The 23,175-nt window shown below is 65.5% G+C and carries 20 protein-coding genes and 1 riboswitch; of the genes, 6 read left to right on the forward strand and 14 right to left on the reverse strand.

Going from position 1 to position 23,175, the window contains the following annotated elements; genetic code table 11:
• The 7 genes from AC2YJX_RS08805 to AC2YJX_RS08835 form a co-directional block, all read right to left on the reverse strand.
• Window positions 1–786, reverse strand: coding sequence for an ABC transporter ATP-binding protein (locus AC2YJX_RS08805; RefSeq protein WP_055398725.1), 786 nt, complete (start codon window positions 784–786; stop codon window positions 1–3).
• Complete coding sequence (locus tag AC2YJX_RS08810) at window positions 783–2,690, reverse strand: ABC transporter permease (RefSeq protein ID WP_436129593.1); 1,908 nt, start codon at window positions 2,688–2,690, stop codon at window positions 783–785. The genes AC2YJX_RS08805 and AC2YJX_RS08810 overlap by 4 nt, the downstream gene beginning before the upstream one ends.
• Before the next feature lie 115 nt (window positions 2,691–2,805).
• Entirely contained in the window at window positions 2,806–4,014 is a 1,209-nt protein-coding gene (locus AC2YJX_RS08815) for an ABC transporter substrate-binding protein (protein WP_055398805.1), read from the reverse strand.
• Between the two features lie 73 nt (window positions 4,015–4,087).
• Window positions 4,088–4,672 (reverse strand): amino acid synthesis family protein, encoded by a 585-nt coding sequence (locus tag AC2YJX_RS08820; RefSeq protein ID WP_274106096.1) that lies wholly within the window; start codon window positions 4,670–4,672, stop codon window positions 4,088–4,090.
• A 36-nt stretch (window positions 4,673–4,708) separates the two neighbouring features.
• On the reverse strand, window positions 4,709–5,350 hold the full coding sequence (locus AC2YJX_RS08825; protein WP_121507904.1) for an amino acid synthesis family protein: 642 nt from the start codon (window positions 5,348–5,350) through the stop codon (window positions 4,709–4,711).
• 21 nt (window positions 5,351–5,371) lie between these two features.
• Complete coding sequence (locus AC2YJX_RS08830) at window positions 5,372–6,292, reverse strand: UPF0280 family protein (RefSeq protein WP_487255820.1); 921 nt, start codon at window positions 6,290–6,292, stop codon at window positions 5,372–5,374.
• Between the two features lie 12 nt (window positions 6,293–6,304).
• Window positions 6,305–7,924 (reverse strand): 6-hydroxynicotinate reductase, encoded by a 1,620-nt coding sequence (locus AC2YJX_RS08835; RefSeq protein ID WP_487255821.1) that lies wholly within the window; start codon window positions 7,922–7,924, stop codon window positions 6,305–6,307.
• Between the two features lie 175 nt (window positions 7,925–8,099).
• Here AC2YJX_RS08835 and fdxA point away from each other — a divergent pair, with 175 nt between their 5' ends.
• The 4 genes from fdxA to AC2YJX_RS08855 all read left to right on the forward strand — a co-directional run bounded on the left by fdxA (window position 8,100) and on the right by AC2YJX_RS08855 (window position 11,309).
• The gene (gene fdxA / locus AC2YJX_RS08840; protein ID WP_487255822.1) at window positions 8,100–8,429 is read left to right on the forward strand and encodes a ferredoxin FdxA; all 330 of its coding nucleotides are present in this window, start codon (window positions 8,100–8,102) and stop codon (window positions 8,427–8,429) included.
• A gap of 76 nt (window positions 8,430–8,505) precedes the next feature.
• Complete coding sequence (locus AC2YJX_RS08845; protein ID WP_056742273.1) at window positions 8,506–9,282, forward strand: ferredoxin--NADP reductase; 777 nt, start codon at window positions 8,506–8,508, stop codon at window positions 9,280–9,282.
• 51 nt (window positions 9,283–9,333) lie between these two features.
• On the forward strand, window positions 9,334–10,053 hold the full coding sequence (locus AC2YJX_RS08850) for a TetR/AcrR family transcriptional regulator (RefSeq protein ID WP_121421900.1): 720 nt from the start codon (window positions 9,334–9,336) through the stop codon (window positions 10,051–10,053).
• A 68-nt stretch (window positions 10,054–10,121) separates the two neighbouring features.
• Entirely contained in the window at window positions 10,122–11,309 is a 1,188-nt protein-coding gene (locus tag AC2YJX_RS08855; RefSeq protein WP_056643274.1) for an amidohydrolase family protein, read from the forward strand.
• A gap of 65 nt (window positions 11,310–11,374) precedes the next feature.
• Here the strand turns inward: AC2YJX_RS08855 and AC2YJX_RS08860 are convergent, their stop codons facing one another.
• Together AC2YJX_RS08860 and AC2YJX_RS08865 are read right to left on the reverse strand one after the other, a co-directional pair.
• Entirely contained in the window at window positions 11,375–12,187 is an 813-nt protein-coding gene (locus AC2YJX_RS08860; protein WP_487255823.1) for an outer membrane lipoprotein, read from the reverse strand.
• 117 nt (window positions 12,188–12,304) lie between these two features.
• The gene (locus tag AC2YJX_RS08865) at window positions 12,305–13,231 is read right to left on the reverse strand and encodes a YihY/virulence factor BrkB family protein (protein ID WP_121507908.1); all 927 of its coding nucleotides are present in this window, start codon (window positions 13,229–13,231) and stop codon (window positions 12,305–12,307) included.
• A 191-nt stretch (window positions 13,232–13,422) separates the two neighbouring features.
• Here AC2YJX_RS08865 and AC2YJX_RS08870 point away from each other — a divergent pair, with 191 nt between their 5' ends.
• Both AC2YJX_RS08870 and AC2YJX_RS08875 read left to right on the forward strand, forming a co-directional pair.
• A complete protein-coding gene (locus AC2YJX_RS08870; RefSeq protein WP_218301294.1) occupies window positions 13,423–14,568 on the forward strand; it encodes a serine hydrolase domain-containing protein in 1,146 nt (381 codons plus the stop codon).
• A 268-nt stretch (window positions 14,569–14,836) separates the two neighbouring features.
• The gene (locus AC2YJX_RS08875) at window positions 14,837–15,433 is read left to right on the forward strand and encodes a shikimate kinase (protein ID WP_487255824.1); all 597 of its coding nucleotides are present in this window, start codon (window positions 14,837–14,839) and stop codon (window positions 15,431–15,433) included.
• Between the two features lie 91 nt (window positions 15,434–15,524).
• On the opposite strand, the gene AC2YJX_RS08880 is transcribed toward AC2YJX_RS08875, so the two are convergent.
• The 5 genes from AC2YJX_RS08880 to AC2YJX_RS08900 form a co-directional block, all read right to left on the reverse strand.
• Entirely contained in the window at window positions 15,525–16,013 is a 489-nt protein-coding gene (locus AC2YJX_RS08880) for a hypothetical protein (RefSeq protein WP_487255825.1), read from the reverse strand.
• A 29-nt stretch (window positions 16,014–16,042) separates the two neighbouring features.
• Window positions 16,043–17,110 (reverse strand): hypothetical protein, encoded by a 1,068-nt coding sequence (locus tag AC2YJX_RS08885; RefSeq protein WP_426305971.1) that lies wholly within the window; start codon window positions 17,108–17,110, stop codon window positions 16,043–16,045.
• 512 nt (window positions 17,111–17,622) lie between these two features.
• Window positions 17,623–20,361, reverse strand: coding sequence for a methionine synthase (metH, locus tag AC2YJX_RS08890; RefSeq protein WP_436129582.1), 2,739 nt, complete (start codon window positions 20,359–20,361; stop codon window positions 17,623–17,625).
• A 33-nt stretch (window positions 20,362–20,394) separates the two neighbouring features.
• A riboswitch (S-adenosyl-L-homocysteine riboswitch) is annotated at window positions 20,395–20,503 on the reverse strand.
• A gap of 29 nt (window positions 20,504–20,532) precedes the next feature.
• The gene (locus AC2YJX_RS08895; RefSeq protein ID WP_487255826.1) at window positions 20,533–22,239 is read right to left on the reverse strand and encodes an IPTL-CTERM sorting domain-containing protein; all 1,707 of its coding nucleotides are present in this window, start codon (window positions 22,237–22,239) and stop codon (window positions 20,533–20,535) included.
• Between the two features lie 123 nt (window positions 22,240–22,362).
• Window positions 22,363–23,076 (reverse strand): hypothetical protein, encoded by a 714-nt coding sequence (locus AC2YJX_RS08900; protein ID WP_487255827.1) that lies wholly within the window; start codon window positions 23,074–23,076, stop codon window positions 22,363–22,365.
• Between the last annotated feature and the right edge of the window lie 99 nt (window positions 23,077–23,175).

The following is a 23,175-nucleotide window of genomic DNA, read 5'->3' on the forward strand; positions in this document are numbered from 1 at the left end:
TCATGCGGCCTCTGCAGCAGCGGCTGCCGTTTTCTTCTCGAAGGTCTTGCCGGTGCCGAAGTACACCTCCTGCACCTTGGGGTGGTCACGCAGCTCCAGCGGCTTGCCCTCGGCAATGAGGCGCCCGCGCGCCAGCACGATCATGCGGTCGGCATAGGCAAACACCACGTCCATGCTGTGCTCGGTGAAGAGCACGGCCATGTTGCGGTCGATCACCAGTTGCTTGGTAAGCGCCATGAGTTCGTTGCGCTCCTTGGGCGCCATGCCGGCGGTGGGCTCGTCCATGAGTAGCAGCTTCGGCGCGTTGGCCATGGCAATCGCCAGCTCCACGCGCTTCACATCGCCATAGGCCAGCACGCTGCAGGGGCGGTCGGCCTGCGACTTCATACCCACCTGGTCCAGCAGCGCCAGGGCCTCGTCGCGCTTGTGGTCTGCCGCCTTGCGCCACATCGCAAACAGGCGGTTGTCGTTGGAGATCAGTGCCATCTGCACGTTCTCCACCACCGTGAGCGATGCAAAGGTTTCAGCGATCTGAAAAGTGCGGCCCACACCCATGCGCCAGATGTCGCGCGGCTTGCGGCCCACCAGCTCCTGGCCATTGAGCTGGATGGAGCCTGCATCGGCAGGCAGCTGGCCGTTGACCATGTTGAAGGTGGTGGACTTGCCCGCGCCGTTGGGGCCGATCAGCGCCAGCAGCTCGCCGGCAGCCAGCTCGAAGTGGATGCCATCCACCGCCTTGACGCCGCCAAAGGACTTGCCCAGGCCAGAGACTTTGAGCAGGCTCATGCCGTGCCCTCCTTGATGTTCTTGGCTTCGCGCTTGTTGTCGAAGATCTGCTTGATGGCCCCCGCAATACCCTGCGGGAACAGCAGCACCAGGATCAGGATGATGGCGCCCAGCATGGCACGCCAGTAGTCGGTGTTGCGCGCCACGGTGTCGTGCAGCCAGGTGAAGGTGACGGCGCCCACCACAGGGCCCGCCAGCGTCTGGATCCCGCCGAGCAGCACCATGACGAGGCCATCGACCGAGCGGCCCACATGCAGCGTCTCGGGCGAGATGCTGCCTTTGGAGAACGCGAACAGCGCGCCACCCAGGCCCGCAAACAGCCCTGCGATCACGAAAGCCGTCCACTGCATGCGCTTGACGTCAATGCCGATCGCATCGGCCCGGAGCACGGAATCCCGCCCTGCCCGCAGCGCATAACCAAACGGCGAGAACAGCACCCGGCGCAACAGCAGCACACCACCCACCACCAGGGCCAGCGTGAGGTAGTAGTAGTTGCGCTTGTCTGACAGCCACTCGGCAGGCCATACGCCCGTGAGGCCATTGCTGCCGCCTGTGAAGCCGTCCCACTGGTAGCAGATGGCCCAGGTGATCTGGGCAAACGCCAGCGTCAGCATGGCCAGGTAGACGCCCGACAGGCGCACGCAGAACCAGCCATAGAGCAGCGCGCCCGCCGCCGCCGCCAGCGGCGCCAGCACCAGCGCCAGCTCCATGGGGATACCCGCCGAGCGCACCAGCAGCGCTGCGGCATAGGCGCCCAGGCCAAAGTACGCGGCATGGCCGAACGAATGCATGCCTGCCGGGCCCATGATGAAGTGCAGGCTGGCCGCAAACAGCGCGGCAATCAGCAGGTCGATCATCAGCACCGTGAGGTATGGCGAGCCCGTCGTCAGCAACGGCAACAGCACCAGCGCAACCACCAACGCCGCGCCACCCAGCTTGAACCAGCGCTCGGGCTGGCGCAGGGGCGCCTCGGGCAGGCCGGTGTTGCGGCTCACGCCCTGCGGCTTGCCCATGAGGCCCCAGGGGCGCCAGACCAGCACCACGGCCATCACCAGAAACTCCACCACCAGCGTGAGCTTGGAGAACGACACGCTGAAACCAAAGATGTCCACCACGCCCAGCCAGATGCAGATGGCCTTGATTTCGGCGATCAACAGGGCCGCGACATAGGCGCCCGGAATGGAGCCCATGCCCCCCACCACGACCACCACAAACGCTGCGCCGATGGTGTTGAGGTCCATCTCCAGCGTGGCGGGTTCGCGCGGCAGCTGCAACGCACCGCCCAGGCCCGCCAGCAGCGCGCCCAGGGCAAACACCGCCGTGAACAGCCAGGCCTGGTTCACGCCCAGGGCGCTGACCATTTCGCGGTCTTGCGTAGCAGCGCGCACCAGCGTGCCCCAGCGTGTGCGGGTGAGCAGCAGCCACAACAGGCCCAGCACCACCGGGCCTACGACGATCAGAAACAGGTCATACGAAGGGAACTGCCGCCCCAGGATGTTGACCGAGCCCGACAGCCCCGGCGCGCGCGGGCCCAGCAGTTCTTCCGGCCCCCAGAACCACAGCGCTGCGTCCTTGATGACCAGCACCAGTGCAAACGTGGCCAGCAGCTGGAACAGCTCGGGCGCCTTGTAGATGCGGCGCAGCAGCACCACCTCCACCAAAGCGCCCAGCGCCCCCACCACCACCGCCGCCAGCAGCAGCGCGGGCCAGAAGCCCAGGCCGGTGCCCAGCTTGGCCACCAGCGAATAGGCCACATAGATGCCGACCATGAAGAACGAGCCATGCGCAAAGTTGACGATGCGCGTGACACCGAAGATCAGCGACAGCCCGGCGCCCACCAGGAACAGCGAGGAGGCCCCCGCCAGTCCGTTGAGCAGCTGAACGATAAAACTCGAAAAACTCATTCCACATCCTTCGGGGTCACGGCAAGGTCCATCCCTGCAGGTCGGCGCCTGCGCTATGGTTCAGAGATCAGGGGCAGTTGGCAGGGAGGGAGCCCTCCCCGGCCTTGCGCGGCCGTCAGTCGGCGGGGCGCATTTTCTTGACTTCGTCGTTCGAGGGCTGGACTTTGCTGCCATCCACATAGCGGTAGTCCACCATCACACCCTTGCCGCCTTCGTTCTTGGTGCGGCCCACATAGCCGCCCATCGTGGACTGGTTGTCCTCGGGGCGGTAGGTGATGCGGCCAAACGGCGTGGGCACCTGCAAGCCCTTGAACGCTGCCACGAGCTTTTCAGTGTCGGTGGAGCCGGCCTTCTTCATGCCTTCGGCCAGCGACTTGATGGCGCTGTAGCCCACGATGGAGCCCAGGCGCGGGTAGTCATTGAACTTGGCCTGGTAGGCAGTCTGAAAGGCCTTGTGCTCAGGCGTCTGGATGCCGTACCAGGGGTAGCCGGTGACGATCCAGCCGTTCGGCGCTTCGTCCTTGAGCGGGTCCATGTATTCGGGCTCGCCCGTCAGCAGGCTGACCACTTCACGGCCCTGGAACAGGCCACGCGTGTTGCCTTCGCGCACAAACTTGGACAGGTCGGCACCGAACAGCACGTTGAAGATCGCATCCGGCTTGGCGTCGGCCAGGGCCTGCACCACGCTACCCGAATCGACCTTGCCCAACGGGGGCGCCTGCTCGGCCACAAACTCCACATCGGGCTGGGCCGCCTTGAGCAGCTGCTTGAACGTGGCCACGGCCGACTGACCATACTCGTAGTTGGGGTACACCAGCGCCCAGCGCTTTTTCTTGAGGGCCGCTGCCTCGGGCACCATCATCGACACCTGCATGTACGTGGAGGGACGCAGGCGGTAGGTATAGCGGTTGCCGTTTTGCCAGACGATCTTGTCGGTCAGTGGCTCACCGGCCAGGAAGAAGAATTTCTTTTGCTTGGCAAAGTCGGTCAGCGCCAGCCCGATGTGCGAGAGGAACGAGCCCGTGAGCACATCGACCTTTTCGCGCGACACCAGTTCTTCGGCAGCGCGCACGGCGTCGCCAGGGTTGGCGTTGTCGTCGCGGATGATGAGCTGAACCTTCTTGCCCAGCACCCCACCCGATGCGTTGATCTCATCGACCGCCAGCTCCATGCCTTTCTTGTAGGGCTCCAGGAAGGCGGGTTGCGCCTTGTAGCTGTTGATCTCGCCAATCTTGATGACATCCTGGGCGTGCACCACAGGGGCCAGCGTGAATGCCAGCGCGGCTGCGGCCGTGGCACGCATGAGGTTTCGTCGCATCGTCATGGGGAAACTCCTGAAAGGTGGGTTGGGGAAGGGGAACTGGTGAGACTGCTCGGGATGGTAGTGCGCGCTCAGATCAGCGCAGTCCATCCTCGCCTTTGATTTCGGAGGCCTGAAGACCGCCAATGCGTGCCAGCGGACGGCCGCTGTCGGTCACGACGATGGCGACCACGATTTCGTTGGCGCGGGGGGCGTCGGCCACGCGGGCCTCCATGGCGTCGAAGTGGCTGCGCACATAGGCGGCATCCTTGTGGCCCAGGGGCACGTCGATGGCGGTGCCCAGGCCGCCGATCTTCTTGCTGGACGGCACCAGGGCAGCGCCTTTCTCGACCGCCACACGCAGTGGCGCCCCCAGCTTTGGGTGCAGGATGGCGGCGGCATGTTCCAGCTCGCCCGCCTCGCCCACGATGGCGGCCTTGCCGTAGCTCTGTGCCTGGCCAGGTTCAATGCCCAGGGCTGCGACGCAACGGGCACCCAGCAGTGCGCCCAGCTCTTCACCGATGGCCACGAGTTCGTCGAGGTTCTCGACATAGCGGCCCGCGCAGGGGTTCTCGATGACGGCCATGGCCAGGGCCTTGCGCACAGGCGGCTGTACGTCGCGCCCCATCTCCACGCGGACTTCGTCGGTTTGAACAATGATCTTCCGAATCTTGGCGGGCATGTGTGGGTCTCCTAGGGTCTTGTGGTTGGCAGTGGATCAGCGCAGGCCGTTCCACTGGCTGATGTCTGCGGCCTTGAGGCCGCCAACGCGTGCATGGATGCGAGCGCCGGTGGACATGGCCAGGATGAAGACGATTTCATCCGATGTGGGTGCGCCGGGCACCCGCACTTCGATGGCATCAAAATGGCTGCGCACGTAGCTCGCGTTGATGTGGGTGAGCGGCACATCCAGCGCCGCGCCGGGGCCGCCCACCTTCTTGGTGGAAGGCACGATGGACAGCGCATTGGCGGGTTGCCCGGTCTTCTCTTCGGCAAGGCCTTTGGCGTAGGCGTTGCGGTCGCCCTTCCAGCCCAGCAGCTCGCGCATGGCATAACCTCCGGGCACATGCCACAGCGCACCGTGCTCCAGCTCGCCAGCTGCCCCCACGATGGCGCCCTTGCCATAGGTCTCGATGCGCTCGGCGGGCACAGCCATGGCCTTGAGCAGGCGCTGGGCCATGTCCAGCCCCACGTCCTGCAGCGCGTCCATCATGGGGAGGATGTCGGGTTCGTACCGGCCCGCAAACGGGTTGGTCAGCACCGCGCCGATGGCACCACGCAGCAGCGGCACCTCAGCCACCGGCCCGAATTCGTGCCGGATTTCCTCAAGATGGGTGAAAACGCGTCGTATCTGGATCATTTTGGAGACCTGTGCAATTCGTTAAGCAAATACTGAACCAACTTCCGATTTCATCACCGCTTGTGGGGGCCACACAGCACCGGCCAGGACTTGCGGTGCTGCGGTCGCCAGAAACTGCCCCTGGCAAGCCAGCAGCGCAAACCACAGCAGGCCGCTGGACTGCAATTCTTGCGCTTTTTGCAACCCCTGCTGCAAAGCCCGGCGAACCTGCTCTTCGGGCAAGTTAGGCACATCCACGGTGACAGGAATGGCACCCAGGTCACTGTCGTCCCGCACCAGCCACGCGGGCATGCGACCAATGCGCGCGTCCTGCACATTGACCGCATTGGCCACAATGGTCGCTGCCGCATCGGCCTGCGCGGCCGTGCGCGCCAGCACCGTGACGCTGTCCGCAATGCCCAGCGACTGGCTGCGCCCGTGCCACCCACTGGTGGCCACACCGCGCACCGGCATAGCGCTGTCGATGCGGATCTGCCCATCCAGCACCAGACCGTTGCGCAACTGTGCAGCGTTGAGTGCAGCGATATCAGCGTACACCCCTACCGTGACCGACTGGCCTGGCGCCAGGTGCAGCGCAATGTCGCCCCCATTGTTGACCCAGGCGCGGTCTATGCCCTGCTGGTCGTAGCACGCCAGAATTTCCTGGGCCACCGCACCCGCCACCGCAGCCATCGACGTGATGAAGTCTGCGCGGTAGGGGCTGCAGGCCGCCCACATGCGACGCGCCACCACGCCCTGCAACGCGCAGTGCTCACCCACCGGCGCCCGCAGGCCAGGGAGTTCACTCACCAGCTCCTGCAGCAGCCCTTCAAAACGTTGCCAGGCGCGTTCGTGCGCGTGGATCACGGCGTCGCGCACCCCTTCGGCCTGAAGGATGAGGTCCATCGGGCCATGCTGGAAGTGCCAGCGGCCGTCGGAAAGGAGTTTGCGGCAAGCGCTCACAGCACGGCTCACTCAGCCTAGCAGGGGTGGGCGGCCCAGCGGCCACGGATTGGCCGCGGGCAAGGTCTGCCACACGCGCGCCTGCGGCGCACCGTCGTTGTGCCACGCACCGCGCTCCAGCACTTCGCGCAGGCTACGAATTTGTTCGGTGTGCCCGCCCAGCGCTTCGTAGTCCGCGCGGCGCATGCTGAACTCGATGGGTGCCACGATGGCGGGCGTGGGCACAGTGCCAAAGCTGTTGTCCGGCATGCGCAGCACGTCGGCCATCACGGTGATACCGCCGCCCGGCCACACATAGGCGGGGGCACCGCCACAGGTCACATTGACCAGCGCGTTCTTGATGGAGCGCGTGAGCAGCACCGGGTTTTCGGTGACCCCCGCGCGCAGGCTGCCGCCTGCACCACCGAGGAACAGCACAGACGCCAGCGAGGGCTCGCAGTTTTCGCCGATGCGGTCCACAATGCGGCGCACCTCGACGGGCATCTCGGCTTCCACCGGATTCAGTTGCTCATCCAGCACGTACCAGGAGGCATGCTCCCCCGTGGTGGAGGTCATCAAGAGGCGCAACCCCGGCCAGGCGACAGATTCGTCCCAGCCCTCAATGATGGACAGCGGGTCAGCAATGTCGGTGCCACCCCAGCCGGTGCCCGGGTTCGCCACCTGAAAGTAGCGGCCCGGCGTGGACTTGCGCCCGCGCATCTGGATGCCCGAAGGCTTCATGTCGAGGCAACGGCCCGCCTGGTGCTCGGTCAGCACGCCGGTGATGTGGTCGTCCACCACCACCACCTCGTCCGCATGGCCGAAGAACTGGCGCGCAAAGATGCCAATGGCCGCCGAGCCGCAGCCCACGCGCATGCGCTGCTCAGCAACACCGTTGACGATGGGCGCACGCCCCGCCTGGATCACGAGCTGCGAGCCACCGTCGATGGTGAACTCCACCGCCTGCTTGTTGCCCAGCGCCTGCATCATCTCCGCGGTGATGCGGCCTTCCTTCTTGGTGCCACCCGTGAGGTGGTGCACACCGCCGAGCGACAGCATCTGCGAGCCGTATTCCGCCGTGGTCACGTGGCCCACCACCTCGCCCTTGCAACGCACATTGGCCTGCTCGGAGCCGAGGAAGCGATCGGTGTCGATCTTCACCTTGAAGCTGCAGTAGCTGAAGATGCCCTCGGTGACCACCGTGACCATGTCCACACCATCGGTTTTGGAGCCCACGATGAAGGGCGCCGGCTTGTAGTCGGGGTAGGTGGTGGATGAGCCCACGCCCGTCACGAACACCTCTTCAGACAGCAGCAGATCGCCGTTCCAGGCGGGTTCTGGAGCCACTGCGATCTCGGCGTCTTCTGCAGCCGGGGCGCGGCCCGCAAACGGCACCAGTGTGGCCTCGCCCGTTTCCAGCGTCTTGCGCAGCAACACCACCGGGTCAAGCCGCACGAGCACACCCGCCTGGTTGGCGTAACGGTCGCAAGCACCTGCGCGGCCTTCGGAAATCTGGCACAGCACCGGACACGCATTGCACTCGACCTTGGCAGCGTTCATGCGCTCGTTGCGGGGCCGGGCGCGCTCGAGCACCTGCGGCAGATCTGGCGCATCCATGCCCGGCAGCCCATCGGTCTTGGTGTGTTCAGTCATCGTGGCAACCCATTCATTGCTTTGTTGCAAGTGCTTGTATGCGCTTTGCATTTTGTGTAGCATTCACTTAACTTAAATGTTGTGAACACTACATTTGATGTCAATGTAGCGGAATCAACCAGACTCTGCAATGGTGTTTTCGCACCCCCAAAAACGGTGCACGAGGAGCCCCAAAATGACGCACGTTGTGACGGACGCATGCATTCGGTGCAAGTACACCGACTGCGTCGATGTGTGCCCGGTCGATTGCTTCAAGGAAGGGCCGGCATACCTGGTCATTGACCCGGACGAATGCATCGACTGCGCGGTGTGCATTCCGGAGTGCCCGGCCAACGCCATCTATGCCGAAGACGACCTCCCCGAGGGCATGGAAATCTTCCTGCAGTTCAACAAAAAGCTGGCGCCCACGCTGCCCACAATCACCAAAAGAAAAGCGGCTTTGCCAGATGCGGAACAATGGAGGGTTGTGAGCCACAAGCTTTCAGGCCTGAACATTGCGCTGTAGAGCGCTTGGGGCCCTGAATCTGAGCCAGCTTCAGCCAGATTTCTTATTTGTTTCCAACTTTTCCATCTAACGCACCATGAGCGCCTTTCTTGACGAACGCGTCCTGACGGTCCACCACTGGACGGACCGACTTTTCTCCTTTACCACCACGCGCGACACCGCGCTGCGCTTTTCCAACGGGCATTTCACGATGATTGGCCTGCGTGGCGAAAACGGCAAACCCCTGCTGCGCGCCTACAGCATCGTGAGCCCCAACTACGAAGAGCACCTGGAGTTCCTCTCCATCAAGGTGCCCGACGGCCCGCTGACCTCGCGCCTGCAGCACATCAAGGTGGGCGACACCATCGTGGTCGGCAAGAAGCCCACGGGCACCCTGCTGATCGACTACCTGCTGCCCGCCAAGCGCCTGTACATGCTCTCCACCGGCACGGGCGTGGCCCCGTTCCTGAGCTTGATCCGCGACCCCGAGACTTATGAGAAGTTCGAGGAAGTCATCCTGGTGCACGGCGTGCGCGAGGTGAAGGAGCTGGCCTACCACGACTACATCACACAGGAGCTGCCACAACACGAGTTCCTGGGCGAGATGGTCACCAAGCAGCTCAAGTACTACCCCACCGTGACGCGCGAGCCTTTCAAGCACCAGGGCCGTGTGACCACCGTGATCGAAAACGGCCAGATGGCCCGCGACCTGGGCCTGCCCGCACTCAACCCCACCGAAGATCGCGTGATGATCTGCGGCAGCCCCGAAATGCTGCGCGACCTCAAGCACATGATGGAAGAGCGTGGCTTCAAGGAAGGCAACACCACGAAGCCTGGCGACTTCGTGATCGAACGCGCGTTCGCAGAGCAGTGATCCCCCGGCGGCCCCCGCCCTGGGGGCCCGCCTCATCCACCAGGACCCGCCATGTCTGCCACCCCCACCAAGACCCGGACCGCGTCCCCCCGCGCAGCCTCTGCCCGCAAGACGGGCGTGCGCGAGCAGGCCGCGCAGACCACGCGCGACAACATCCTGAAGGCGGCGACCAAGGTGTTCGCCCGCTACGGCTACGAAGGCGGCAGCGTGGAGAAGATCTCCAAGGCGGCCAAGTCGTTCGACCGGATGATTTACTACTACTTCGGCAGCAAGGAAGGCCTGTTCATCGAGGTGCTGGAGGAAACCTACCGGCGCATGAACGATGCGGAGTCCAAGCTGGACCTGGACACCGCCAAACCGGTGGAGGCGCTGCAGGCGGTAATCCGCTTTGTGGTGGGCTACTACCGCAAGAACCCCGAGTTCATCACGCTGCTCAACACTGAGAACCTGCACAAGGGCAAGCACATCTCCAAGTCGATGCGCGCCCGTGAATACTCGTCGCCCGCCATTGAGGTGATCCGCCGCGTGCTCGAAAGCGGCCAGACGCAGGGGCTGTTCCGCAAGGATGTGTCGGCGCGCGATGTGTACCTGCTGATTGCCGCCACGGGCTACTTCTACATGTCCAACCGGCACACGCTGTCGGCCTTTCTGGGCGAAGACCTGGAGACGCCCGACGCGCTGGCGCACTGGGAATCGTTTGTCATCGACAGCGTGCTGCGCACTGTGGCGCCCGGCCCCAGTCTGCCCAAGGGCAGGGTCGCAGCGGCCTGAATCAACAAGAGATTTTTCCCTGCGGGGTGCCGCGTGGTGCCCCGCCCACCACCCCACGAGGAGAATCCATGGCAGAAGCAGCAGCAGGCGGCAAATCGGGCAAGGTCGTCATCCAGAACATCGGTCTTTTGTTGTCGGGCGACCTGGACCGGCCCATCCTCGACGCCGACACCATCGTGGTGAATGATGGCCTTATCGTGGCCGTGGGCCGCTACAAGGACTGCGACACCGACCACGCCAACACCGTGATCGACGCACGCCAGACCTGCGTGGCGCCGGGCCTGATCGACAGCCATGTACACCCCGTGTTCGGAGACTGGACGCCGCGCCAGAACCAGATCGGCTGGATCGACTCCACCATGAACGGCGGCGTGACCACCATGGTCTCGGCCGGTGAGGTGCACCTGCCCGGCCGGCCCAAGGACATCGTGGGACTCAAGGCCCTGGCCATCACCGCGCAGCGCTCGTTCGACAACTTCCGCCCCGGTGGCGTGAAGGTGATCGCGGGCGCCCCGGTCATCGAAAAAGGCATGACCGAGCAGGACTTCAAGGACCTGGCCGACGCGGGCGTGACGCTGCTGGGCGAGGTGGGCCTGGGCTCCGTCAAGGCGGGCTACGAGGCCCAGCAGATGGTGGCGTGGGCGCGCAAGCACGGCATCCAGAGCACTATCCACACTGGCGGGCCGTCCATCCCAGGCTCGGGCCTGATCGACAAGGACGTGGTGCTGGAGGCCGATGCCGACGTGATCGGCCACATCAACGGCGGCCATACTTCCCTGCCCTGGAAGCACGTGTGCGAGCTGTGCGAAAAGTCGTCCCGCGCGATCGAGCTGGTGCACAACGGCAACGAAAAGATCGCCATCCAGGCCGCGCGGGCGGCCATCGAGCTCAAGTGCCCGCACCGCGTGATCCTGGGCACCGACGGCCCGGCAGGCTCTGGCGTGCAGCCACTGGGCATGCTGCGCATGATTGCGCTGATATCGAGCTTTGCCGACATTCCTGCCGAGCTGGTGTTCTGCTTTGCCACGGGCAACACGGCGCGCATCCGCAACCTGAACTGCGGCCTCATCGAGGTAGGCCGCGCGGCGGACTTTGTGTTCATGGACCGTGCCCAGCACACGGCTGGCGCCACGCTGCTGGAGAGCGTGCAGCTGGGCGACATCCCTGGCATTGGCATGGTGATGATCGACGGCTTGGTGCGCTGCGGGCGCAGCCGCAATACACCACCCGCGACCGAGATCCCGGTGGTGCTGTAGCCCACACTCATCCCACAAAAAAGCCCGCAATCAGCGGGCTGTCTGTTGGGAGAGGTGCGGTCGAATCAATACGTGTCCGCCACACGCACCGCGCCGGGCTGTGCACGCGGGTAAGGTTCTTCAGCGCGCATGGCGGCGCCATCGTCCACGCGGAAGCCCTTGCCCTGCAGCACGACGGGCGTGCCCACGGCGGTGGGCTGTGCACGCGTGAAGCGGCGCACCGAGCCGTCTTCCATGCGCACCGCGATCTGGTAGACCGTCTGCGTGCGCGTGCGCTCTTCCACCTTGTGGCCCACATAGCCGCCGCCCACGGCGCCCAGCACAGTGGCGGCCGTGCGGCCCGAGCCCTTGCCCACCTGGTTGCCCACCACGGCCCCGAGCACACCGCCCGCCACCGCCCCCACGCCTGTGGCCGGGGCCGCCTGCTGCACGGCTTGCACCGACTCGACGCGGCCGCAGGTGGCACACAGGGGGGCCTGTGCGGCAGTGCGCAGCGGTGGCTGCTGCTGTGGCTGGTATTGCTGCGGGGGATGCCCGGCATAACCTTGCGAAGCTGCGGGCGGTTGATTAGCTACACTATTAGTAGCAATATTTCTATTATCAACAAGCGCTGGCGCCGGTTTTTGTTGCAAATTCTCAGCTCTTGGCGCTCCTGACGCAGGCTGCGCCGTCATGGCCAAGGGTTGCGCGTCGGCGGAGGCGGACTTGCCCGCGTTCTGCACCACCAGGGTCGTGCCCAGCGCCACCACACTCACGCCCAGCACGCCGATAGCGACCCACAGCCACTTGAGGGAAGGGCTGGCCGCGCCGCCAAAGGCGCCAGCCTGTGCCACAGGAACGGCGGAAGTGTGGGTGGAAGGCGAAACGATAAGACTCATGATTTTTCTCCGGAAGATCCAGAAAGCTCTGGATGAATGGCCGCCAGCGTAACCAGCCAGCCCGGAAATCCGGGCGTAGCGTCTGTAAAGGACGTAAGAACCTGTTTAAGAACCAGCCTATTGCGGCACATGCAAACGCCCCCGCGCTGCAGGTAGCGCACCCAGCTCCTGGAAAGCCCGGGCGCAGCTGGCTGAAAACAACAGCACCGCCGACGAGAAATAGATCCACATCAGCAGTACCACCAGCGACCCCGCTGCGCCATAGGCCGACACCACAGCCGCCGTGGCCAGGTACCAGGCCAGCAGCTGCTTGCCCACCGTGAACAGCGTGGCGCCCACCACGGCCCCAGCCATGATGCAGCGCGGCGGCGGCTTGGCCCCGGCGCCAATGCGCATCAGGCCCACAAACAGTGCCACGGCAAAGCCAAAGGCCACCACTTCATTGACCAGCTGCATGGCCGGTGCCAGCGGCGCCAGCGCCAGGCGCGAGCCCGCCCAGCCCGCCAGCAGGTGGATCAGCGTGGACAGCGCCAGCGACACCAGCAGCAAAAAACCCAGCGCCAGCACGTAGGCCAGCCCCCGCAGGCGCAGCGACGCCATGCGCCACCAGGCGGCCCGCTGCGGCAGGGGGCCTTCGCCGCGCCACAGGTGCTCCAGCGCCGACTGCAACTCGACAAACACCCCGGTGGCGCCTGAGACCAGCACCACAAACCCCACCAGCGACGCCAGCCGCCCCTCGGCCGGGGCCTGCGCACTGGCCATCGCCTGCCGCACCACGTCGGCCACCTGCTGCCCCATCACAGCCTGCACCTGTGCGATGAGATTGCTTTCCAGATAGCTGCGGTCCATCCACCAGCCCAGCACCCCCACCAGCAACAGCAACAGGGGCGCCAGGCTGAGCATGCCGTAGAACGACATGGCGGCGCTCATGCGCAGCCCGTCGGCGTCCAGCCAGAGCGTGGTGGCGCGCCAGAAAGGCTGGAGCAGGGTCCACACGGGTTTGACAAGGCGCAGTGCGCGGCGCTTCAGGGAGGGTGCTGCCATATGCGGCTAGCCTACGGCGGCAGCCCCCGCGCGTCCACCCGCGTTTCGCTGCAACTGCGGTAGGCCCGATCCCACATCGATCCCATAGCCCCCTGCAACAGTGGCCCTGCCTGTTGCCCAGGTGACCCGCCAACCCCCACGCGCGCGGATATTCTCAGGGCCGACACCCATCCACCCGGAGACACCGCCCCATGCACCCCCACGCCTTTGCCCACCTGCGCGCCGCACTCCAGACCCACGTCGACCAGGGTCTGCTGCCCGGCGCAGTGGCCCTGGTGCACCACCAAGGGCGCACGGTGCTGCACGAAGCCGTGGGCGCCCAGCGGCCCGGGGCAGGCGCGCCCGCCATGGCGCCCGACACCGTATTCCGCATCTATTCCATGACCAAACCCATCGCCTCGCTGGCGGCGCTGATGCTCATGGAAGAAGGCCGCCTGCTGCTGTCGCACCCTGTCTCGCACTACCTGCCGGCGTTTGCGGGCCAGCGGGTGTACGACGAAGCCACCGGCACCACCGCCCCCGTGCAGCGCGAAGCCACGGTGCACGACCTGCTGCGCCACACCGCCGGGCTGAGCTATGCGTGGGAGGCCGGCACGGTGCCCGACCAATACCGGGCGGCCCGCGTCGGCTCGCGGCGCCACAGCAATGCCGAGCTGGTGGCCGCGCTCGGCCCGCTGCCGCTGGTGCACCAGCCTGGCAGCTGCTGGGAATACAGCCGCGCCACCGATGTGCTGGGTGCGGTACTGGAGGTGGTCGAAGGCGAGAGCCTGGGCACCCTTCTGAAACGCCGTATTCTGGAACCCCTGGGCATGCACGACACCGGGTTTTCGGTACTGCCCCACCGCTTGGCCGACCTGGCCGAGCCGTTCGCGCGCGACCCGCAGACCGGGGCCGAGGTGGCGTTGATCGATGTCTCGGCCCCGCCCGCGTTTGAATCCGCTGGCGGCGGGCTGGTGTCCACCGCCAGCGACTACGCACGCTTTTTGCAGCTGATGCTGGGCCGGGGCACCGTACAAGGCCCGGACGGCCACACCATTCGCCTGGCCAGCCGCGCCACCGTCGGTTTCATGACCGCCGACCACCTGGGCAGTATCCCCACAGCGGGCGACATCCTGCCCGCAGGCTACGGCTTTGGCCTGGGCGTGGCCGTGCGCAAGGCCACCGGCCTGGCATCCAGCCCCGGTTCGGCAGGCACCTACAGCTGGAGCGGACTGGGCGGCACCTTCTTTTTGGTAGACCCCGCCGAAGACCTGTTCGCCATCCTGCTCACCCAGGCGCCGGGCCAACTGCGCACCCTGTGCGAGCTGTATCCGGCGCTGGTCTACGCTGCACTGTGAGAGAGAGGCCTCCCTGAGCGGCTTCGCCGCTTCCCACTGCTCTCGCCCTGCGCGCGGGCGGGCGGGGGGACGATGCCCTCGCAGCAGGGCGGCCCTTGCTCGGCGTCCACTGGCTTGGGCCGCGCCAGTCGCAACGGCTGCTGGTGGCGCCCTGCGCCGAAGGCCCGCGGGCGCCCGCGCGCTTACACTCGGCGTCCAGTCTCGGGAAACATGCAGCAGGCCCAGCGCCCCACTCGCAGGCCCGTCAACCAGATCCTTTTTCCTATCTATGCAGATCCGCTGCGCACTGGTCGGCATGCCCGGCTCCGGCAAATCCACCATCGGCCGCCAGCTGGCCCACCGGGCGGGGGTGCCCTTCATCGACCTGGACCACCGGCTGGAACAGACCATCGGCACCACCATCCGCAGCTTCTTCGAGGCCGAGGGCGAAGCCCGCTTTCGCGACCTGGAGTCGCAGGCCCTGGCCGACGTGGCCGGGCAAGCTGGTGGCATGGTCCTGTCCACCGGCGGCGGCGCCGTGCTGCGCCCCGAAAATCGAGAAACCCTGCGCCAGTTTGGCAACGTGCTGTACCTGCGCGCCTCGCCCGAAGAAATCTACCGGCGCGTCAAACACGACCGGACCCGCCCCCTGCTGCAAGGCGGCAACCCCATGGACAAGCTGCGCGACCTGTACGCCCAGCGCGATGGCCTGTACCGCGAAACCGCCCACTACGTCATCGAAACCGGCCGCCCCACTGTGCACACGCTGGTCAACATGATCATGATGCAGCTGGAGATGGCGGCGGGGGCACAGGGGGAGCAAGTGCCGCACGGCCCGTCAGATGCCCCAACCTTTTCGGGCGCGCCGCACGACGACCGCGCTTGAATCATTTGCTATTAAATAGATAGCTTTTTGCGCTTTACCGGCAAGCGCTAGCCGCCATTTTCATGCCCCCTGCAGCAGCGAGCAGCTCCCTCTACCGCGCCTGCAACTGCCCCTCAAACACACAGGCAGCGCCCCGATAGGCACCGCAACCCGTCTCGGACACCCAGGCCCGGCGCCCGTCGGGATCCACCCGCACCTGGACCTCGCAAGCGGCAGCGTCGGGTTCGGGCCGGTAGGGCTTGAGCACCAAGGTGCCTCGTTGCCACTGCCCCAGGCTGTCCAGACCACCGCTGCACTGCGGCGATCCAACCGTGAGCGCTGCCGCCACCGCGCCGCGTTCAGCATCCAACACGATGAGTCGTAACTGCAACTGCCCCACCAAGGCCGGGCCTTCCCACTGCGCCGCGAGGCGGCTGGCTGGCAAGGTCGAACTGGCGGCAAGAGCAGGCGCCTGGGCCTGGGCCCAGCAGACGGGCTGGGCCAGTGCCAGCGCGGCCCACAGCGCTTTTCGCGCTCCAGCACACGCCACGCTGCGCGCCACGGCACCAAAACGTACAAGGGAGCGAAGTCGAGCGGACAAGGAACAAGTCATGGCAGGGGTCGGGCGTTTCAACGGAAGTTGGCGGGCACTATGCGCTGCTCAATGTACTGCCACAGGTAAGCCGTGTAAGCCTTGGCTGCACTGCCGTCGTGGGCGTCGATCATCGCCTGGCGCTTGTCGGCATCAGCCACGTGGTTTTTCAGCAGGCCTTCAGCGCGCGCATCGGTCAGCGTGCCTTTGAGGATTTGCGCGGCACCATTCGCCCCCTCGTGGTGGACCAGATAGATGTACTGCGCTTTCTTGTCTGCGGGCAGATCGGCAGGCACCAGAGGGGTGCCATCGTCGTTGGTGCGGGCGCTCAGTTGGGTGAAGTAACCCTTGTCCAGCTCAGCCGCAGCCACGATGGAGGTGGTGGCGTCAAAGCGCAAGTCCAGCAGCGCAGCCCGGTCAACCACCTGGTTGGCATCGTTCACCTGCCCCAGGGACTTGGCCTGTTCATTGACGTAGCTGCCCGGCTTGGTGGCCGATTCGATCCAGGTGCTTTCCAGAAATTGCGTCAAGCCCCCAGCCTTGCTGGTGGTGTTGTAGCTCTGCGGGTCCCAGGTGGCCGAGAGTTCACGGCGCAGGGCCTTCCACTCGGCGGCCCCTGCCTTGTCCAGCTTGGCTTTGGGGTCCAGCTGCGGATGCAGCTCGCCAAAAAAGCGCTGGTTGGTGGCATCGTCCAGACGCTTGCCGCGCAGCGGGCCCGCTTCTGCAGATATCACGGCCGCAATCGTGGCGCGTGGGTAGCCCGTGCGATCCGCAGCCAGGGTAATGGCGTCGCGGTAAATCTCGTTCACGCCCAGGCGCAATGGATCGGTCCGGTCGCGCTCGGCATTCCGCAACGCGGTCAAGGCATTGGGCGCAGGCACGGTGCCAGCCCCCCAGAACGGCGTGGAGTTGGCGCTTTGCGCGGTGTTGCTGCTGGCGGTGGGGTTGAGGGTATCGGCCTGCGCCAGCATCAAGCCGGATTGCAAAGACGTCGCGGTGCTTTCGTTAGCAAAGCCCGTCTCCTGAGACAAACTGGGGTCCGTAGGCGCTGCAGCAGCGCCACTGCCGGACAGTGCCCAAGTACTGGTGTTGGTAGTGATTTGCATGGTGAAGAGCTGTCGGTATTGATCCATCCCTGGGCACATGGGCACTGGGCCTCAGGCCATCCCTTGGGGCATCTGCCACTTGATGCAGCCATGAGGGATGAACGTGATTGAACCGGTTTTACCTTCGTATAGCTATACAGGCGATTCCTAGCTAGGAATCTCCCTAGCTGGGAAGAACACCTACCCACAGAGAGAAGAACCGCCCGGCCACACCAAGGGCTCGGGACGGAACCCTGCGTTCGATCTAGCGGAAAGTCTGGTCAGGAGTCTTGATCGGGCAGCCAGAGCTTTCGCCCTGCCTGTCGAGGGACTGTTCAGCGGAACCGCCCTGGCTCGGACAGGCCCAGCCCGAAGGGGTGGGGGGAAACGGGCGGGACAAAGGACGAGGGCAACCAGTGCGACACGAGGTCACGAGGTCCTCCAAATCAAGCCGCATCAGCCTCCGGTGGTTTATCTACAAACGCAAGCTGCCGCACAATTAATAGCAAAGGCATCCCACGGCAGCAACGGCATCACAGGTTCGGCGCCAGCAACCGCTCCAGCACCTTCTCGTCCATGCCCCGGCGCTGGGCCATGTCGTGCAGCTGGTCTTCGCCGATCTTGCCGACGTTGAAATACACCGCGTCGGGGTGGCCGATGTAGAAGCCGCTCACGCTGGCGGCGGGCATCATGGCCAGGCTTTCGGTGAGCGACATTCCAATCTCGCCAGCCTGCAGCACGCGGAACAGGTCGGTCTTGGCGCTGTGGTCCGGACAGGCGGGGTAGCCGGGCGCGGGGCGGATGCCAGCGTACTTCTCGGCAATCATGTCGTCGTTGCTCAGCGCCTCGCCCGCGGCGTAGCCCCACAGGTCAGTGCGCACGCGGTGGTGCAAGGCCTCGGCAAAGGCTTCGGCCAGGCGGTCGGCCAGGCTCTTGAACATGATGGCGGAGTAGTCGTCCAGCGCGTCGATGAAGGCCTTTTCCTTCTTCTCGATCCCGAGGCCCGCCGTCACGGCGAACATGCCGGCGTAGTCGGCAATGCCGCTTTCCTTGGGCGCTACAAAGTCGGCCAGGCAGCGGCTGGGGCGGGTCACGCCGTCGATGGTGTGTTTTTCGGCCTGCTGGCGCAGGCCGTACCAGGTCATGGCCACTTCGGTGCGGGTGTCGTCGGTGTAGAACTCGATGTCGTCGTCATTCACGCTGTTGGCGGGCAGCAGGGCCATCACGCCGCTGGCCGTGAGCCACCGGCCTTCGATGATCTTCTTGAGCATGGCCTGCCCATCGGCAAACACACGCGTGGCTTCCACGCCCACGATCTCGTCGGTGAGGATGGCGGGGTACGGGCCGGCCAGGTCCCAGGTCTGGAAGAACGGACCCCAGTCGATGTACTTGGCCAGCTCGCCCAGGTCGAAGTTCTTGAACACGCGGCGGCCCAGCGCGCGCGGCACGGTGGGCTGGTAGGCCGACCAGTCAACCGGCGTCTTGTTGGCGCGGATCTTGGCCAGGGGCCACAGGGGCGTGGCCTTTTTGTTGGCGTGCTGGGTGCGGACCTTGTCGTAGTCCGCGTTGAGCTCGTCCACGTAGTTCTGCACGCCGTCGCCCAGCAGGCTCTGCGCCACGCTCACGCTGCGCGAGGCGTCGGGCACATAGACCACGGGACCTTCGTAGTGCGGCGCGATCTTGACGGCCGTGTGTACGCGGCTGGTGGTGGCGCCGCCGATCAGCAGCGGGATCTTCTTGATGCGGAAGTGCTCGTCCTTCTGCATCTCGCCCGCCACGTACTGCATTTCTTCGAGGCTGGGGGTGATCAGGCCCGACAGGCCCACGATGTCGGCCCCCTCCACCTTGGCGCGCGCCAAAATCTCGTGGCAGGGCACCATCACGCCCATGTTCACCACCTCGAAGTTATTGCACTGAAGCACCACGGTGACGATGTTCTTGCCGATGTCGTGCACGTCGCCCTTCACGGTGGCGATGACGATCTTGCCCTTGCTGCGCACGTCGCGCCCGGCCAGTTCGTCCTGGCGCTTTTCTTCCTCGATGTAGGGGATGAGATGGGCCACGGCCTGCTTCATCACGCGTGCGCTTTTCACCACCTGGGGCAAAAACATCTTGCCCGCACCAAACAGATCGCCCACCACGTTCATGCCGTCCATGAGCGGGCCTTCGATCACGTGCAGCGGGCGGCCGCCCTTGGCCAGGATCTCGCGGTATGCCTCTTCGGTGTCTTCGGTGATGAAGTCGGTGATGCCATGCACCAGCGCGTGCGACAGGCGTTCGCCCACGGTCTTGGGGTGCTCGGGCGTTCCGCGCCATTCGAGCTTCTTGCTTTCGTCCTTGGCGCCGCTCTTGGCGGTTTCGGCGATCTCGACCAGGCGCTCACCAGCATCCGGGCGGCGGTTGAGCACCACGTCTTCCACGCGCTCGCGCAGCACGGGCTCCAGGTCGTCGTACACACCCACCATGCCCGCGTTGACGATGCCCATGTCCATGCCGGCCTTGATGGCGTGGTACAGAAACACGGTGTGGATGGCTTCGCGCACCGGGTCGTTGCCGCGGAAGCTGAACGACACGTTCGATACCCCACCCGACACCTTGGCGCCGGGCAGGTTCTGCTTGATCCAGCGCGTGGCCTCGATGAAATCGACGGCGTAGTTGTTGTGCTCTTCAATGCCGGTGGCTACGGCAAAGATGTTGGGGTCGAAGATGATGTCCTCGGGCGGGAAGCCCACTTCATCGACCAGGATGCGGTAGGCGCGTTCGCAGATTTCGATCTTGCGCTCGTAGGTGTCGGCCTGGCCTTTTTCGTCAAACGCCATGACCACGGCAGCGGCGCCGTAGCGGCGCACCAGGCGCGCCTCGTGCTTGAACTTGTCCACGCCCTCCTTCATGGAGATGGAGTTGACGATGCCCTTGCCCTGCACGCAGCGCAGACCGGCCTCGATCACCTCCCACTTGGAGCTGTCCACCATGATGGGCACGCGGGCGATGTCGGGCTCGGACGCGATGAGCTGCAGAAAGCGCACCATGGCGGCCTTGCTGTCGAGCATGGCCTCGTCCATGTTGATGTCGATGACCTGGGCGCCGTTCTCCACCTGCTGGCGCGCCACGGCCAGGGCCTCTTCGTACTGGCCATTCAGGATCATGCGCGCGAACGCCTTGGAGCCGGTGACGTTGGTGCGCTCGCCGATGTTGACGAACAAGGTGCCCTCGCCAATGGAGACGGGCTCCAGACCGGACAGCTTCATGGGGGGCAGGGATACAGCAGACATAGGACTCACTCACCTGTGCAGGGGCAGCAGAAAAACAGGTGAGCGTCGTTGCGGTGTACGGTGGGGTGCGCGGGGCCCAAGCCTGACGAATCGCCATGCACCAAGCCGGGCATGGCAAGTCGCTGCAACGCTCCTTGGGCCGAGGGGCGATTGTAAGTTGCCCGCCCGGGATCAGCGCACTGGGCGGCGGCCCCGAAGTGCGGCCAGCAGCATCAAGCCCGCCATCAGCCACAAAGCCCACTCGGACAACGACGGAATCGCGCTCGCGGCCACTGCCGTGATGGTGTCGGTATCGGTGGCGCTGTTGTTGCCGGGGTTAGGGTCGGTCACGCCACCCGGGGCCGCGACCGTCGCGGTGTTGACCAGCGTCCCTGTGGCCGACGCGCTCACCGTGGCGGTGACGGTGTAGGTCACCGATCCACCCGCGGGCAGGTTGACGACATCGTTGATGCTGCCGCTGCCCGCCGCCGTGCAGGTGCCGCCGCCGGAGCCCACGCAGGTCCAGGTGCCGGTCAGCACGGCGGGCAGGGTGTCTGCCACCGTCGCGCCAGGGGCGTTGGACGGTCCGGCATTGCTGGCGGTGATGGTGTAGGTCACCGAGCCGCCAGCGTTGGCCGTGGTCACGCCATCGGTCTTGGTGATGGTCAGGTCGGCTTGCGATGCGATGGTGTCGGAATCCGTGGCGCTGTTGTTGCCCGGATTGGGGTCGGTCACCCCGCCCGGCGCTGTCACCGTCGCGGTGTTCACCAGCGTTCCGCTGGCCGCAGCACTCACTGTTGCGCTCACCGTATAGGTCACCGATCCACCGGCGGGCAGGTTGACGCTATCGTTGATGTTGCCGCTGCCCGCTGCCGTGCAGGTGCCGCCACCCGCACCCACGCAGGTCCAGGTGCCGGTGAGCGCTGCGGGGAAGGTATCCGCCACCGTGGCCCCCGACGCATTGGACGGCCCCGCGTTGCTGGCGGTGATGGTGTAGGTCACCGACCCGCCCGGGACGGCCGTGGTCACGCCGTCCGTTTTGGTAATGGACAGATCGGACTGCGGCGTGATGGTGTCGGAGTCCGTGGCGCTGTTGTTGCCCGGGACGGGATCGGTCACTCCGCCCGGCGCTGTCACCGTCGCGGTATTGGCCAGCGTCCCTGTGGCCGCTGCACTCACCGTGGCGCTGACGGTGTAGGTTACCGATCCTCCGGCGGGCAGGTTGACGGTGTCGTTGATGTTGCCGCTGCCTGCGGCGGTGCAGGTGCCGCCACCCGCGCCCACACAGGTCCAGGTGCCAGTGAGTGATGCGGGGAAGGTGTCCGCCACCGTGGCCCCCGGCGCATTGGATGGCCCCGCGTTGCTGGCGGTGATGGTGTAGGTGACCGATCCGCCCGGCGTGGCCGTGGTCACACCATCGGTCTTGGTGATGGCCAGATCGGCCTGTGGCGTGAGCGTGTCGGAATCGGTGGCACTGTTGTTGGCGGGAACCGGGTCGTTCACGGCGGACGTCACTGTCGCGGTGTTGGTCAGCGTTCCGGTCGCAGAAGCGTTGATCGTGGCGCTCACCGTGTAGGTGACCGATCCCCCCGCTGGCAGGTTGACGCTGTCGTTGATGTTGCCACTGCCTGCGGCGGTGCAGGTACCGCCGCCTGCGCCCACACAGGTCCAGGTGCCGGTGAGCACGGCGGGAAAGGTGTCCGCAACCGTGGCACCGACGACGGGGTCCGGCCCTGCGTTGCTGGCGGTGATGGTGTAGGTCACCGACCCGCCCGGGACGGCCGTGGCCACACCATCGGTCTTCGTGATGGACAGGTCCGCATCTTGGGCATGCGCCGCGGTCGCAGCCACCATGGCCAACAAGAGCGCAGTGAGCCACAGCAAAACACGTTGGAGCATGGCGAAGTCCCGATTCGAAGTGGAGGGGTGACCAAAGTGTAACGCCACGTTTCCACCCGGAATCTTCGTGCATGGCGGCACGCGCTGACCGCGCGTCCCGCGTTTGAAGCGGTTGAATCGCTCTCAACGCACCGGCAGGAACTGCAGGAACGTGCCGCCCACAATGCCCTGCACATAGCTGATGGCGGCGCGGCGGTACTTTTCGGTGGTCAGGGCAGCCAGCAGGTCGAGGCGCGCGATGATCTTGCCAAACTCGCGCTCAAAGCTCAGGTTGCGGCCTTGGGGGCCGATCTCGTCCGCCAGCAGCAGTGGCTGGCCCTGGGCATTGCGGCGCTGGGCCAGCAGCCACACGGCGCTTTCCACATTGCGGGCGGCGTTGTAGAGGTGCTGGGCATCCATGCCGTCGAGCAAGAAGAATTCGATCTTTCCGCCATGGGCCGTGATGATCATGTCGGCCGTGGCATGGATGAAGGCTGCCACGCGGTCCCCGGTGAACTCCGGCGCGAACGCAAAGCCCATCGCGGCAATGTCGCGCCGCCCCTGCAGTGGTGCCCAGGGCTGGCGCTGCAGGATGGCTGTGCGCACCTGCTCGGCCGCGTGCTCGCGGCTGGTGGCGCTGGTTTTGCGCCATTCGGCGGGGTTGCGGCGGTAGAGCTTGTCCATGAGGCGGAACAAGCCCTCCAGGTTCTCGTGCATGGCCAGCGTGGCCACGCGGTTCATGTCGGACTGGGCCAGCTCGGCGGGCGTTGTGGCGGCACCCTTGACCTCGCCGCGTGGCGTGGGCGCATTCGCCGCGCAGCCTGCGAGCACGGTGCACAGCAGTGCACACGATGACATCCACAGGATAGAAAGGAACGGCCCACGCATGGGGGCCGATTATCGGGCGCAGTGTGGGCGCCTCACAGCCGGTTAACACTGTTTGAAGATCTCAGGCCA

The organism is Acidovorax sp. SRI_002, from assembly GCF_057586455.1.